The following is a 14,285-nucleotide window of genomic DNA, read 5'->3' as shown; positions in this document are numbered from 1 at the left end:
ATAATATGGCTGTATTTTCCATCTAATAGCCCCTCCTATTTGGAAGCCCTGGAAATAAGTGCTAGAACTTCGTTTACCACCATATCCGGCTCATCATTTTGAGGGTAGTGATAACTCTTTTCTGTCAGCACCACCCGCCCCTGTGGAAATGCATGGGCCCAGTTTGAGTGTAATTCGCCCCACATATTTCGAGCCTCATCAGTAAAAAAGAGTAGCTGAGGGTCGTCATACTTCTTGATTGAAGCAATCACAGTAACGGGGATATCGGGAATTTGCGGGTAATCTGGCAAGGGACGCTTGGACCAAAAATCCAAGTACTGATTCGACATGCCATTCTTCATATCATCCAGTTTTACCTGAGCAATCTGCTTCTCAGCCAGCTCCAAATCCAGAGCACGCATAATATCTACATCGTGCTCAGAAGAGGGCTCAACCAACATCAAGGCAGCCAATTTCTCTGGATACTGCGCAGCAAAAGTTCGAGCAACATTTGCACCATAGGAATGTGCAATATAGATAACCTTACCTTTAACGCCCAGAGCTTCCAGTAAAGTCTTAACCCCTTGGGCATAATCCTCAGAGCTAAAATGCTTCCTAATAGCTGTGGAATTGCCATTACCAACACGAGAGTAACGTATGACTCTTGCGTGCTCCGCCAGCTTATCATAGATTGGATTCCAATCAGACATACCAGCCGAACCACCCGCTTCTAGAAATAAAGTAGCCTCGCCAGCCCCCTTGATCTCGTATTCAATACGGTATTCACCAACAGAAATTTTTTCTGGTACCGCAAAAACACCCAGGGGAAGAGCAAACATTATGAATAGCAGGACTAGACGCATATACAACCTCTAATAACGACCAAAGAATCGGGAGCCAAAATAGCAGGGTGCCGCTATGTTGCAGCTACTCTCTGCCCCAAACGCGCTTCGTTGCCGGGTCCAGGTTGCTCAGGCACCAACTGCGCCAACCCCAGCGAAACCAAAGCCATCAAAGATCCTGCAAAGAACACCATGGCCGGAGAGGTGAGCCATAGCAGACCGAACAGAACCGGTATAACAACCGCAGCGATATGATTAATGGTAAAGCTGACTCCAGCGGATGCAGCTATATCACGTTCATCCACGATCTTTTGGAAATAAGTCTTGATCGCTATTGCCATAGAAAAGAACAGGTGATCAATAATATAGAGTGCTGCAGCCATCGCCGCACTCTCCACCAGTGCATAGCCAGCGAAAACCAGTATTAAGCCGAGATATTCCAAAGTAAGAATACGGCGCTCTCCAAAACGGACAATAAATTGGCCTACTTTTGGTGCAATATATAAGTTAAGCAGGTGATTCACTGCATAGAGGGCAGCTATTTCGCCCACACTGTAACCAAATTTTTCCACCATCAAAAAACCAGCGAAGACAATAAAGATTTGCCGGCGCGCGCCACTCATCATTGTCAGAACGTAGTAAAGCCAATAACGTTTCCGCACTATCAGCTGCTTTCGCTGGCTGTGAGGCTGGGGAAACTGAGGAAAGAGTATCCAAGCTACCAAAGCAACCAAGACTGTAGTACCACCTCCAATCAGGTAAACCCAAGAATAATCCAATCCAGCCAAATTCATTAAGCACCAAACCAAGCCATAGGCCAGCAACGCGGCAAAGGAACCCGCCGCAGCCATACGCCCCATCCAAATTGCCGAGGTCTGTTTGGGAAACCACTGCAGGGCTAATGAAGTCTGCAAAGTTTCATAGAAGTGAAACCCAATGGACATCAATAGGGTTGTCAGTAACAGCCCTGTAAGTGAAGGGAAAAATCCTGTCAGCATGACTCCCACTCCCGTCGCAATGAGCGAAAGAAGCGCCAACCGCTGCTCACGGATGAGTAACAATACAAAGATTACCGTGAAAGCGAGGAAGCCCGGTATTTCCCGCACGCTTTGCAACAGACCAATATCAGCTCCAGTAAAGGAGGCCTTAGTAATTACAAAATTATTGAGCAGAGTATTCCATACGGAGAAAGAAAGGGGCATTGAAGCAGCCAAGAGCAACAATAATATTTCTGGCCGGCGGAGACGTTGTAACATAGCGAGACTCCTACATTAGGGGTTGCAATATACGCTATAGGTTACAGACGTGTAAATTGAGCCGAATTACTTAGAATGAGGAAGGAAATAGTACTCTTCATTTGGGATGCATATAGTTTATAGATCCTGGCCATTGAAAAGTAGAATCTTTCAACCACGTGCCTTAGGGGCCATGCGCTCATTCATTATATACAGGCAATAGAGTATAAAACCATACCGGGTATAAAAATACTAAATGATGTTGCTGGCCACACGTGAAAACTAGACTCAAGAGCTCTTTGGAAAACCCCTGCATAACTCCCAATATCTTTTTTCTTATGAGACACCATTAATCATCTAAGCTATGAACAACCTCTATCAGCCATACTCTCGATATCAACCACGGTAGCAAGTCTTTGTCCTTTAGAGGCGCTTAGTCAACGGAGCTGCTAAATGAATATATTCACTAAAATTTCCAGCTTATTGCTTCAAATTGCCATCTCTATCCTTTATGCGTTATCCACAGTCTCCTATGCCTCTCCCCAGGCCAATGCCCTGCCGGATCGCCTCACCTTAAAGGAATGGAAAGTGCCTTGGGAGGGGTTACCAAGGGACCCGCATGTGGATAACCAACAACAAGTCTGGTTCTGTGGACAGGCAGGCAACTATATTGGTCGATTTAATCCGACTAATAAAGAATTCAAGCAATTTGAGGTACCCGAAGGGACTCACCCACACAACTTGATTGTGGATAACCAAGATCAGATCTGGTACGCCGGTAACCGCAGCGCACATATTGGCCGGATGAATCCAGAGGACGGCAAAATTCATCAGTATGCTATGCCTGAAGGGGTTAATGATCCACATACACTGGTCTTTAACCAGGAGGGGAATATCTGGTTTACCGCCCAACAGAGTAATCGGATTGGCTTATTGAATGTATCCACCGGTCGTGTACAGATCGCCACGCCACAAACCAGTAATGCGCGCCCCTATGGCATTAAGGTAGACCAACAAGATCGCCCCTGGGTAGCCTTATTTGGCACCAACAAGCTTGCCTGGGTAGACCCCAAAACCATGGCGGTAACAGAAGTTTCTCTTCCACGCTCAAAAGCCCGCCCGCGCAGGTTGGAAATCGATCAATCTGGCAATATATGGTATGTGGATTACCCAGAGGGTTATATCGGTCGATATATTCCCAGTACAAAAAAATTCAAGGAGTGGAAAGTTCCCTCTGAAAACCCTCGACCTTACGGCACTGCACTGGACGATAAAGGCCAGCTCTGGATAGCGGACACTGGAGCTACGCCGAATATTATCTTTGCCTTTGATACCAAAACCGAGAAATTTACCAGCCAAACCGCAGTGCCAAGCGGTGGCAATATCCGCTACATGTATTTTAATAACAAAGATGGAAGTTTCTGGTTTGGAGTTGATACAGGATATCTAGATCAAGGCATACCTAAGAGCTAAACCCTCAAAGAAACACATGGAAAATACCTAAAAGTAAAGAGCCCAACCCTATTTAATACAAGCATAGGGCCCTAATTGTAAGGAGGTTGCCAATTGATCACAGGGGGATATGATTTATCTTCACACAACCAAATCACGGCTCGGACCCCAGGGCGAAGACCACTCTCTGGGGCAGAGACTTTTTGCCAATCACTCGGCTTAAATACGTTTCCCACAAGGCGAAACTGTTCTAGCAGCTCACTCCAACCAGACATAGAGAGTTTTAGATGCTCACTGGTGCCGTAATCAGTTTCCATCCACAACTCAAAGCTACCATTTACCAGCTTTAATTTAGACACCTTCCCTTGCCAAGAGGTTAGCTTATTCCTATCACAAGTAACGTAATCCGGTACGGCAAGCCGCTGAGCCTCAGTACCGATACTCAGTAAACACAGAGCATAAAGAATTAAGAAAAATCGAATGTTTCGCATAAGATAAAATATATCGGGGGGGGAGATCCCCCCGATTACCCCCTACAGCCCGCGATAAGTCGCGCTTTGCTGGTCTGCTCGTGTAGCCTGCCCTTCAGTGAACTCATACATGCAGCTATCGTCGGTATAATCCATGAAGTTTGTCACCGGGTCTAGCCCATCAGCATTTCTTCCCCGTGTACAGGAATCCCGCCCTATCGGACAGCCATAGGCGGCAGATCTTTCTGCGGGAGTATCTGAAACATAGTCTCCCCTGCCTCCACATCCCCCTTGGAAAGTATGATAAAGACCCAACCAGTGACCAACTTCATGAGTCAAAGTATCACCTTCATTGTAAGGGGCCGCATCACCACCAGGCACCGATCCAGTTAAAATCACCACCCCATCATCGAAGGGATCAGAGGCATAGCTGCTTGGAAAAGTTGCCCACCCCAATAAACCGTCACTAATTTCAGCTACATAAACATTTAAATCCCCAGCATCACCAACGCGCAAAGCATTTTTCATATTACTCTCTGCGGAGGAACCATAACCCACGTTATACCAAGAATTGTTAGCTGTTACCGAGGTAGAAACTAGATTAAAAGTAAAGGGGGTGTTTGCATATGCATTATTCAGCACATCCATTTGTGCATTGATAACATTGCTGGGAAGGGATCCATTATTGGAAGAATCAGTAATTACATGGAAGTACACATCAATACTAACGGAGCCATTCGGTCGTAATGTATGGCCTCCATCAGCAACAGCTGATTTCTGCCGCAAAGCAGTAAAATGCTGCTCTTTCAGCGCAGCCTCCTGAATAGATGGATGCTGAGTACCACAGTGCTTATATTTTGCTTTGCCATTACTACGCTCAATGTCTGAAATATTTTCAGCGAGACCAATAGAGGATGAAGTTAACAGACAAAGAGACAATACAGTTTTCATTGAAACTGAGAGAGCAGTCTTACTCATAACCTGGACCTTAAATTTATTATTGAAATTAGGTACCCCAAACAGCCCGTCAACTTTCTATGCTTAAACCAACTACTGTCAATAGTACCAACTCACAAAACCAGGATAATGACATCGGTTTCTTTAATGAGGCAGTAAGCTCAACCAAATGGCATGAAAAGTATTAGGATTAAGCAATCATTAAAATGAAGCCACTACAGCAGAAACACAATAAAGACAGGAAAAATAGTTTCACATGAAAACATATACATATGTGAAAGATAGTTACATATGAAAGCATGTGAAGCCATACATCTCGTAATGAGCAGGCACCATTACAGAAATAAAATAAAAAGACGATTGACAAAAACCCGAACTATCCACCTAGCAAATAACATAAAAACCTAACCAACCCTATCTTCACACGACCAAAATTCGAAAGGCGAAAATTTTGGTTATTTAACTTAGATAAAAATAAACATGGCACTTTAAGATTTCTTGGTTTCGGATAATAAGTGCAATTAGTAAAGAAGGCCTCAGCTAGTAGAGTCGGCACCTCTCATGACCAAGAGGAAGACTCTAATGAGCTACTACCAACTGAGCGAGAACGAACGATACAAGGTTTACAGCCTAAGAAAGCCGAACACTCTTAGAAAGCAATAGCAAAAGTGTTAGAGAGACATCCCTCGACGATCAGCCGAGAGCTATAACGCAATATAGGCTTGCAAAGATATCGCCCAGGGCAAGCACATAAGCTTGCAGAACTGAGACACCAGAAAACTGAAAGCTATTTAAAGAGACTTACAGCTGTATCGTTACATCATAAGACGATCTATCAACTAATTTATTTAGATCAGGCAAATGATGGAGACTTATATAAACACCTTAAGATTGCATCAAACGCTATCATAAGCGATACAGAAACGCGGAAAGATTAAAAACAAAGTGAGCATAGATGAACGGCCAGCGGTTATTGATCGGATGAATCGGATAGGTGACTGGGAAGGTGATACCATAATAGGCAAGGGACGTGGTGGAGCTTTGCTGACCATGGTTGAACGCAAGACGTTATTTACTGTTATTGTCAGATTAACGGGTAAACGATCAGACTTATTGGCTGAAGCAGCGGTTAGTCACATGGTGAGCTTCAAAGATAAAATCAGAACAATTACCTTCGATAATGGTCTTGAATTTTCTGGTCATGAAACAATTGCAGAAGGCTTAGGAGCTAATATTTATTTTGCTCACCCATATTCATCTTGGGAGAAGGGTATTAATGAAAATACAAACGGTCTCATTCGACAGTATTTCCCAAAGGATACCAACTTCAATAAAGTAACAAATGAGCAGGTTCAATTTGTAATGGATCGCCTGAATAGTAGACCAAGAGCGAGTCTGGGTGGGAGGTCACCGAATGAGTTATTTATGGGGCTGCAAGATGATCTGCTTGCGTTATAAAAGGATTGCACTTAATAGTTGAAACCAAGATCATTAGAATCGTACCTCGTGTTTCACTTTCTGAATACTTTATCAATAACACCTGGTTCCATCCATTTTCTTTTTGCATGCTCTAGTGTATCGAGACAACTCAACCGAATAATTCGATTATTATAACAAAAAAGCAGTTGAGTTATCATAAATATCAAAAGCCGCCTCTAAATCTACCCCCCCTTAAAGAAGGATTTAAAAAATCTCCATCTTCCAGGTTGTCACTTATCTTATATGAAGCTCTATATGCTAATACCTACCTATCCATAGAGTTAGACTCCTTTTAAATTAACAATATCACATTCCTCATAAAACGGCCTCCCTGCATAATAGGCAACCAATTCATCTGCAAAATAATAAAAAAGGTGAGGCTTAGATAACTTTTTTATAAAGTGAAAAGGAATTTTTGACTCTCCATAAAAAGCACCAGCTAGTTGGCCATATATTGCACCTACGGTATCGCTATCTCCACCAAGATTTACAGCTTTAACGAGTCCATCTTCAAAATTTGAAGAATTATAAAAAGCCCATAAGGCAGCTTCCATAGAGTCAATTACATAACCTGAAGAAACTATCTCGCCTCTTGCTTTCCCCTTATATGACCCGCATGCAACTTTTTTGACTTTAGAGCAAAGGGGATGAAACTCCCAATAGCGATCAACTGGTGCATACATCTCACTCAAAAGCACATCTTTTTTTTCACCATATAGAGCACCAAGGATTAAAGATGAGAAATACCGACATGAATCTACACACTCAACTGCACCATGAGTAGTTCTTGAGCTTTCACCGGACATTTGAATGCCATCCTGAGGCATGCTTGCAAAAAAAAGGGGGACAGGAGCCAACCTCATCAGAGATCCATTACCTGCAGATCTTTCGTGGTTAGATCCAGAAAATTCTAGCCCTGTATCACAAAATTTTCTGAGCGCTCTAACTGTAGTGTTCCCTATATCAAAGCAATTTCCCGTAGAGCTAAAAAGACCCTCTTTCCACCAGGCCACATATAGTTCCATTTGGTTTTTTGCATCAAAAGATTTTCTATCAAGCAAGCTATAGGCCAAGCAGAGAGCCATACTTGTATCATCAGTCCATTGGCCAGGTTTCAAATTAAATGGCCCCCCCCCTACAATCTCTTTTAAATCCTCTTCATCTCGCCTTTCACTAAACTCTAAAGTTGTCCCCAGGGCGTCACCAATAGCCAAACCCAGTAAGGAGCCTCTATAGCGATCAGCTAGAATGCTAGAGTTCTTTCCCATTGACCGAATAAAATTAAATAACTCAACTGGTGACCGAGAAGATTCTCGATAGATAAAGTAATTTAATAGCCACTGATTTTTAGTTTGACTTTCCTCATTAAATTTATTGGACAATGGGGGAATATTCACTTTAACAACCATCATTCTTCTTCCAATTCAATTCGCCAGATACCATTTTCATCTTTTTCTTTCTTAGTTATTTTAAATTCTGTTTCTGGGCGGAACAAAACCTCATCCTCAGAGGGGACAGCAGATATATCGTCTATCTTTACACCAGTCTTTGACTTTATAGTCATCTGTACATTTCCAGAAAAAGCTTTATCGGGGTCTGAAGTTGAGCTACTAAGCCCTTTATCTGAATATGTTTGTCCAACACCAGGAAAACGTTCATGAACTTTTTCTTCTTTCATTGGGGCACCGAGGTAAGTCATTCCCTCAAAGTTCCTTAAGGAATCAGCAGAGAGTTTTTCAAGCGCTCTACTTGCTGCACTATTAACAGGAGCCCACGTATCCGTTATTTCAGGGTACTTTCCTCTTAGTGCCCCATTCATTTGCTTATAGTAAGGACCAGTATAAGTACGAAGTGCTAAAAACTCATGCTGATAAAGATTTTCTGGTAATCCCTCTAGAGAGTCCTGTAACTGATTACTATTGTCGACAAAAGAGAAACCTGCATGTTGCTCAACGACATTATTGACATTTAAATCTTCAAGAAAATCAAAGTCATCTGGTATTTCATTTACTTCAGCCTTGGGGCAATCATCACTTTTTGCAGTAAGCCCAAATGGATCAACCCATCTCAGTGGATTAGGCGCATACTGATAATTATTAACCCCACCCAATAGCCCAATCGGGTCCTGCTAAGTAAACTCCCCAACCTGCGGATCGTAAGGCTAAACGGTTGCCTTTGACCTGAGTGGCGCTGGTCTGCCTCTTGGCTTCGTCTTTCGAGTTGGCGGCGGCCAGAATATTGTGTGCGGGGTCGTGCACAAAGTATTCGGGGTTGGGGCCGTCTACCTGGGTGAGGCGGTCGAGGGCGTCGTAGTGGTAGCTGCGGGTGCCGCGCAGGCTGTCCTCAATTTGAGCGATCTGGCCAGCTTTGTTGTACTGGTAGCTGCGCTCCAGGATGGAATTTGGCTGAGTCGGATCTGATACCGGACCATTGGCCTTGCCCAGGCGCAGTTTTTGCAAGCGGCCCTGAGGATCGTAGTCTCTCTGGCTTTCCAGCCCATTGCCGTGCTGGCGCTGGCTTTCCCTACCCTGTTCATCGTGGTTGATGCTGGTGATCAGTTGATCAGCGTCACCACCGACAGGGCGGCGGTGCAGGCTTTGGAATTGGCCGGCGGAGTTGAAAGCGAAGTTCAGTACTTCACCATCGGGTAATGTTGTGGCAATACGATTACCGGCGGCATCGTATTGGTGGCTCAGTTTGTCTTTGCCCTGCCAATCGGCCACAACGCGGCCATTGGCATCGTACTCCCAGCGCAATTTACGATGGGCATTTTCCGCTTCAATTAACTGCCCACTGCGGTTGTAGCGGAAGTTAGTAATGCCGTCTGGAGTGACTTCTTCTAACAGGCGGCCGAAGGGATCGCGCTCGAAGGTGGTGTCGATACCCCTACCAGTATCAGTGTCGGTTACGGCTCTGAAGCTGATCAGTTGGCCGGTGCGATTGTAGGCATAACGGGTAACGCGGCCATCGAAGCCGGTCGGCCAACACCCTCCGAGGGATTGAGACTGTATTGGGTGCGGGCATCACCTGCGCAGATTACCGCCTGGATACGATCCTGAGCATCGTATACGTAGACAGTAATCAGAAACCTGATTAAAGATTAATTAAACACCAATAATTTACTCTGATCCCAACTATTACCATCTGGAGTAATTAGCGCATGGATAAAATCCTTTGCATCGTACTCACAGCCGGTATTTAGAAGCCTAATTAAAGGTTAAAGAAACGTCAATATTTTATCCTGCCCCTATTATTCAGCTTGACTCCAAACATGACATCGCGCCACCCATCCACAATCATATGACCACCGGCATAACAGCCCAACAATCATTTCTTGAATATTTTATCCAAAACACCAAGTTCCTCCCATTTTCTTTTTGCATATCCCGGAACGTCGGCATGATTTAGCAAGTAAGGAGACAAACTGTGCAAGAGAGCGTACTCAAAATATCCCTTTTTTTTAGGTGACGTGTAAATGAACACTTCTTTTCTTGACAAATTAAACTCAACCTCTATCGAGTTTTTAAACTTCTTACAGTGAACAAAAACAGTATCCTTATCGCATATTTCTAGATCCACATTTAGACCGGTATTAACCTCAAAAATCGACTTTAAAACACTCAGATCTATCTGATCATCTTTTAGCTTATAAATCTCTCTACATAAAGCCATTATTGAAACCACTTATGAATTAATGAAGGAGTTTTTGCCCACCATGGAGGGTTTACCCCTCCCGCTTTTAATATGTCACATACAGCAGAGGTGCAACTATTATTGATTAAGTTGTATGGGCCAGCTGTTTCTTGAAAACTCATTTCATCTGCCTTATAAAGAGCCGCCCTGGCCTGTTCAATATCTACTTCCCTAGTCGCAACTTTGGTATTTTTTGAAATTTTTGCGCCATGCCTCAGAATTGTATCTTGCCCTCCGCGAATCAGGCCCATAACACCTCCTGCAGACTCTGTCATGACTAAATCAAACCATTGTGTTTCCTGCCCTGGCAGAGTGATACCGATATAAATATGCCCAACTGGTTTGTTAGGCCGATAAGCGACATGAATTTGTGCTTTTTGTTCCTCACATTTTAGGCCTAGAGGGTCGGTCCAACCTGTTGGGTTTGGTGCATACCGATAATTATTAACTTCACCTAAAAGTCCAATAGGATCCTGTTGAGTAAACTCCCCAAAAGGCTAAACGGTTGCCTTTGACCTGAGTGGCGCTGGCCTGCCTCTTGGCTTCGTCTTTCGAGTTGGCGGCGGCCAAAATATTGTGTACGGGGTCGTGCACAAAGTATTCGGGGTTGGGGCCGTCTACCTGGGTGAGGTGGTCGAGGGCGTCGTAGTGGTATTCCGGGCGGCTGCCATCTGGGTTGGTGCGGGTCTTAACCTGGCTTAGGCCGTCATAGGCGTAGCTGGTACTGCGACCTACGGAGTCGGTAACTTCGGCCAGCAACCCCCTGAGGGTTGTAGCTGTATTGGGTGCGGGCACCATCTGGAGTGATTACCGCAAGGATGTAATCCTGAGCATCGTATTCGTAGCCAGTGATCAGAAACCCGATTAAAGATTAATTAACGTCAATAATTTACTCTGACCCCAATTATTTTTGATAAATTGTATGTGATTTTTAGATTTTTTATTAACTTCTACTCATCACAACTCAAAATCACTCCATCCAGAAAAGGAGCCAGGAGGAGCTTTACGGCGAGAATTTTTACAATAAGGTGCTTTCACAAAATAAACAGGTTCAACTTTATCTTTATTTAGGAACTTGGAGAACCAAGCTCTCCAGAATGTACCATCTATCCCTTTCTCTACTCCTCCGCTCAACATTGAAGATTCTATAGATGAAATTAGACTTTCCGGGCAACTGGATCTTACTTCACTACCTAAGATGTGATTTAAAAATAGTTCAGGCATTTCGATATAATGATGCGTAAAGTAATGCAACAACCCTTTCTGCCAAACCCAAGTCCCATCGGTGTGGTATGACTCATAAATAAGATCTTCACATCCAAAAGGGCAATGCCTAATCCCAAGGAAGGGAACAGCGCAAGGACTTTCTTCTAAGTAATCGTAAATTTTTCTCACATTCTCCTGGGTATATGGATAACCACACCCTCCGTGCCTAACCAACAATTCATATTTATCATTATTCCCTAAGCTCTTTACGCTTTTCATTGCTACCCACCCTCCCCAGGCCTATACATAGTGAATTTATCGCTTCCCTCTAGCAGAATTACCTCTTCACTATCTGGGTTTTCTTCTAGATATATCTTAGTCGCCTTTTCATCTACAACCCCAATCGAACCATCATCGCCGACACCCATTCGTCCGTTGCCTGCCTATACTGGAACTCCTAAAGTATCTGCCAAGGCCTGCCTTGCAGGCCCTGGTTCACGACAACAAGCTATCACCTCAACACTATTAGGTGTAAAACCATATTGCTTAAGCTTGCCCCCGAGTTGCTAACCAGATACAAATAATGCTTTCTTTCGATACTTAGGCACAAATACCACGTGGTACCCGCAATAATGCTTCACGTGAGCTTGGCACTGCAAATCTCGCATATGGCCTCCTTTATAGAACTTGCTGGTTCATGGAGACCATATTTTTCATTCTGCACGCCGGAACGGCAGAGCCCTATCAAGTCTCACCGCCAGAGGCGGTGGTTTACCTATGTATTAATTAAATTGCGCTCGCCGTCGTAGTGGTATGCCAGGCGGCTGCCTTCCGAGTTGGTGCGGATCTTAACCTGGCTGAGACCATCATAGGCGTAGCAGGCACTGTGGCCTTGGGCGTCGGTAACTTCGATCAGTAACCCCTGGGAGTTGTAACTGTATTGGGCGCGAGTACCATCTGGGGTGATTACCGCATGGATGCAATCCTGAGCATCGTATTCTTAGCCAGTGATCAGAAAACTGCTTAAAGGTTAATTAAACGACAATAGTTTACTCTGACCCCATTTATTCTAAATACTGCCCGAATACTGATCATAATAAGAAAAATTATGAAACTGACTCGACACAAATACCAGCCTCACGAAAAAAATCAATTAAAATACCTTTATCTTTTACAGCTTTAGCCACCCCAAGCATAATTTCTTTAGGTTTACTTTTAGTTATCAAACCTAGCCGCCATCGAACAGGATGTTTTTTTTTCATATTTTCATTCCAGGTTTTATTTTCCTTCATATAAACTCGAAATTCAGCCTTCCCACCCGGTCGTTCTTTGGCAAGGATTTTCCTTATATTTTTCATTGGAAGCACTCCCTTCCCCCCTGACAACTGAATTTCTTTGCTACTTATTGTGCACACAACCTCATTAACATCTGTAGGCTTTTTCAACCACAAACAGCCTTCAGAATAAATTTCAACATGAAAGTCAGATCCATAAGCTTTATCCATCATTCTTCTCACTTGAACTAACTAGCTTTTTAATTGAGGAGTGTAGTTTTTTCGGCCTACGAACTATCTTACCTGCATCAGGAGGAGTCACTCCTGCAGCCTCACTAACCTCACAAGCAAAAATTGCACACTGTCGATTAAGTAGATTATATTTAAATTCTCCTGACTCTGTTTTATCCGCATATTCATAAATTTTCTCAAGTGCCTTATCAGCCTGCTCTCTTGTAATTGGAGTAGATAATGTCGCAAAATCTGGATTTCTTGCAGATATTTCAGCCAAAGTACCAGAATGAATATATCCTGGCGATCCCTTCAAACCATTAAATAAATCTTTAGGCCCAGTATAATTCTCCATAGATAAACCAGCTAAAATTTCATTTGGCATCGTACTCCCAACGCAATTTACGGTGGGCATTTTCCGCCTCAATTAATTGCCCACTGCGGCTGTAGCGGAAGTTGGTAATGCCGTCTGGAGTGACTTCTTCTAAAAGGCGGCCGAAGGGGTCGCGCTCGAAGATGGTGTCGATACCCTTACCAGTATCAGTGTCGGTTACGGCTCTGGAGCTGATTAAGTGGCCAGCGCGATTATAGGCATAGCGGGTCACGCGGCCATCGAAGCCGACTTCTTCAATCAGGCGCTCATTGAGATCGTATTTAAGCTGGTAGCGCTCTCCGTAGTAGTGGCACTCCAGGTGGCTGCCGACCTGGTTGATACGCGTCTTAACCTGACTGAGGCCGTCGTAGGCGTAACAAGTACTGCGACCTTCGGAGTCGGTAACTTCGGCCAGTAACCCCTGAGTGTTGTAGCTGTATTGGGTGCGGGCACCATCTGGGGTGATTACCGCATGGACGTAATCCTGAGCATCGTATTCGTAGCCAGTGATCAGAAACCCGATTAAAAGTTAATTAAACGTCAATAATTTACTCTGCCCCCATTATTTTTCAGTGTCTGCAGCTCGAAGCTGCCAGCGGGGCTTTTTATGGTTTTTGAGGTGGTGCCATTCTTGCGGTTGGGCTTATCCTTGCTGGCGAGGTGCTCCTCCAGCTCCGCTTTCATGGCAGCTTCAGTGAGTTGTTTGATCAGAGGGGTGAGGATGCCATCTTTGCCGCCAAGGTCTTTACCCTCAGCCAAGGCTTTGACCGCGGCATCCATATCGAAAGCAGGTTTGGTCATGGGTCATCTCTTTTTTGTTAATAGTAAAGAAATGACACAGAATTCTGAACACTACCAGCCAGTAGCCCTTGGGAGTTGTAGCTGTATTGAGCGCGGACACCGTCTCGGGTAATTACCGTATGGATCATCGTAATCTTAGCCAGCAATCTGAAACCTGATTACAGGATTAATTAAACGCCAAAATAATACTCTGACCTCATTTCTTCAATTTATCAGAAACCAAATAGCGCCAATAAACCTTCAGATCACAGCAAAAACTCATCATTCCGTCCCTGAACCCAAAATACCAGTGC

The 14,285-nt window shown here is 44.1% G+C and carries 15 protein-coding genes and 2 pseudogenes; 3 read left to right on the top strand and 14 right to left on the bottom strand.

The genetic code is table 11. The features are described from left to right. Positions 1-35 precede the first annotated feature (35 nt). Together ACXAFI_RS03630 and ACXAFI_RS03625 are read right to left on the bottom strand one after the other, a co-directional pair. Complete coding sequence (locus tag ACXAFI_RS03630) at positions 36-842, bottom strand: alpha/beta fold hydrolase (protein ID WP_475107723.1); 807 nt, start codon at positions 840-842, stop codon at positions 36-38. A gap of 53 nt (positions 843-895) precedes the next feature. After that, positions 896-2,077: an MFS transporter gene (locus ACXAFI_RS03625; protein WP_475107722.1), complete on the bottom strand. Its 1,182-nt coding sequence runs from the start codon at positions 2,075-2,077 to the stop codon at positions 896-898. 432 nt (positions 2,078-2,509) lie between these two features. On the opposite strand from ACXAFI_RS03625, the gene ACXAFI_RS03620 reads away from it, so the two are divergent. Further along, positions 2,510-3,529: a Vgb family protein gene (locus tag ACXAFI_RS03620; protein WP_475107721.1), complete on the top strand. Its 1,020-nt coding sequence runs from the start codon at positions 2,510-2,512 to the stop codon at positions 3,527-3,529. A gap of 71 nt (positions 3,530-3,600) precedes the next feature. On the opposite strand, the gene ACXAFI_RS03615 is transcribed toward ACXAFI_RS03620, so the two are convergent. After that, positions 3,601-3,867, bottom strand: a complete 267-nt coding sequence (locus ACXAFI_RS03615; protein ID WP_475107720.1) for a hypothetical protein — start codon at positions 3,865-3,867, stop codon at positions 3,601-3,603. Between the two features lie 174 nt (positions 3,868-4,041). Then, complete coding sequence (locus ACXAFI_RS03610; RefSeq protein ID WP_475107719.1) at positions 4,042-4,956, bottom strand: zinc metalloprotease; 915 nt, start codon at positions 4,954-4,956, stop codon at positions 4,042-4,044. Between the two features lie 561 nt (positions 4,957-5,517). On the opposite strand from ACXAFI_RS03610, the pseudogene ACXAFI_RS03605 reads away from it, so the two are divergent. Beyond that, positions 5,518-6,393, top strand: a pseudogene (locus ACXAFI_RS03605) (IS30 family transposase). A gap of 302 nt (positions 6,394-6,695) precedes the next feature. Here the strand turns inward: ACXAFI_RS03605 and ACXAFI_RS03600 are convergent. From ACXAFI_RS03600 to ACXAFI_RS03560, 9 genes are all read right to left on the bottom strand, one after another. Then, positions 6,696-7,826, bottom strand: coding sequence for an ADP-ribosylglycohydrolase family protein (locus tag ACXAFI_RS03600; RefSeq protein WP_475107718.1), 1,131 nt, complete (start codon positions 7,824-7,826; stop codon positions 6,696-6,698). Continuing rightward, positions 7,823-8,524: an ADP-ribosyltransferase domain-containing protein gene (locus tag ACXAFI_RS03595; protein WP_475107717.1), complete on the bottom strand. Its 702-nt coding sequence runs from the start codon at positions 8,522-8,524 to the stop codon at positions 7,823-7,825. The genes ACXAFI_RS03600 and ACXAFI_RS03595 overlap by 4 nt, the downstream gene beginning before the upstream one ends. Further along, positions 8,511-9,170 carry an RHS repeat domain-containing protein gene (locus ACXAFI_RS03590; RefSeq protein ID WP_475107716.1) on the bottom strand — a complete coding sequence of 220 codons (660 nt, stop codon included), beginning with the start codon at positions 9,168-9,170 and terminating at the stop codon, positions 8,511-8,513. The genes ACXAFI_RS03595 and ACXAFI_RS03590 overlap by 14 nt, the downstream gene beginning before the upstream one ends. 915 nt (positions 9,171-10,085) lie before the next feature. Next, the gene (locus ACXAFI_RS03585; RefSeq protein ID WP_475107715.1) at positions 10,086-10,358 is read right to left on the bottom strand and encodes a hypothetical protein; all 273 of its coding nucleotides are present in this window, start codon (positions 10,356-10,358) and stop codon (positions 10,086-10,088) included. A gap of 199 nt (positions 10,359-10,557) precedes the next feature. Beyond that, positions 10,558-10,905: an RHS repeat domain-containing protein gene (locus ACXAFI_RS03580; protein WP_475107714.1), complete on the bottom strand. Its 348-nt coding sequence runs from the start codon at positions 10,903-10,905 to the stop codon at positions 10,558-10,560. A 159-nt stretch (positions 10,906-11,064) separates the two neighbouring features. Next, the gene (locus ACXAFI_RS03575) at positions 11,065-11,592 is read right to left on the bottom strand and encodes a hypothetical protein (RefSeq protein WP_475107713.1); all 528 of its coding nucleotides are present in this window, start codon (positions 11,590-11,592) and stop codon (positions 11,065-11,067) included. An 827-nt stretch (positions 11,593-12,419) separates the two neighbouring features. Next, positions 12,420-12,821, bottom strand: coding sequence for a hypothetical protein (locus ACXAFI_RS03570; protein WP_475107712.1), 402 nt, complete (start codon positions 12,819-12,821; stop codon positions 12,420-12,422). Then, positions 12,811-13,203, bottom strand: a complete 393-nt coding sequence (locus ACXAFI_RS03565) for a hypothetical protein (protein ID WP_475107711.1) — start codon at positions 13,201-13,203, stop codon at positions 12,811-12,813. The genes ACXAFI_RS03570 and ACXAFI_RS03565 overlap by 11 nt, the downstream gene beginning before the upstream one ends. Further along, complete coding sequence (locus tag ACXAFI_RS03560) at positions 13,193-13,423, bottom strand: hypothetical protein (RefSeq protein ID WP_475107710.1); 231 nt, start codon at positions 13,421-13,423, stop codon at positions 13,193-13,195. The genes ACXAFI_RS03565 and ACXAFI_RS03560 overlap by 11 nt, the downstream gene beginning before the upstream one ends. Here ACXAFI_RS03560 and ACXAFI_RS03555 point away from each other — a divergent pair. Further along, entirely contained in the window at positions 13,391-13,609 is a 219-nt protein-coding gene (locus ACXAFI_RS03555) for a hypothetical protein (protein WP_475107709.1), read from the top strand. The two genes, ACXAFI_RS03560 and ACXAFI_RS03555, sit on opposite strands and share 33 nt — an antisense overlap. Before the next feature lie 137 nt (positions 13,610-13,746). Here ACXAFI_RS03555 and ACXAFI_RS03550 read toward each other — a convergent pair. Then, a pseudogene (locus tag ACXAFI_RS03550) lies at positions 13,747-13,992 on the bottom strand (IS256 family transposase); the annotation flags it as partial. Positions 13,993-14,285: the final 293 nt, after the last annotated feature.

Source organism: Microbulbifer sp. ABH2_005, from assembly GCF_056160005.1.
This window is presented reverse-complemented; position numbering and strand designations above follow the sequence as displayed.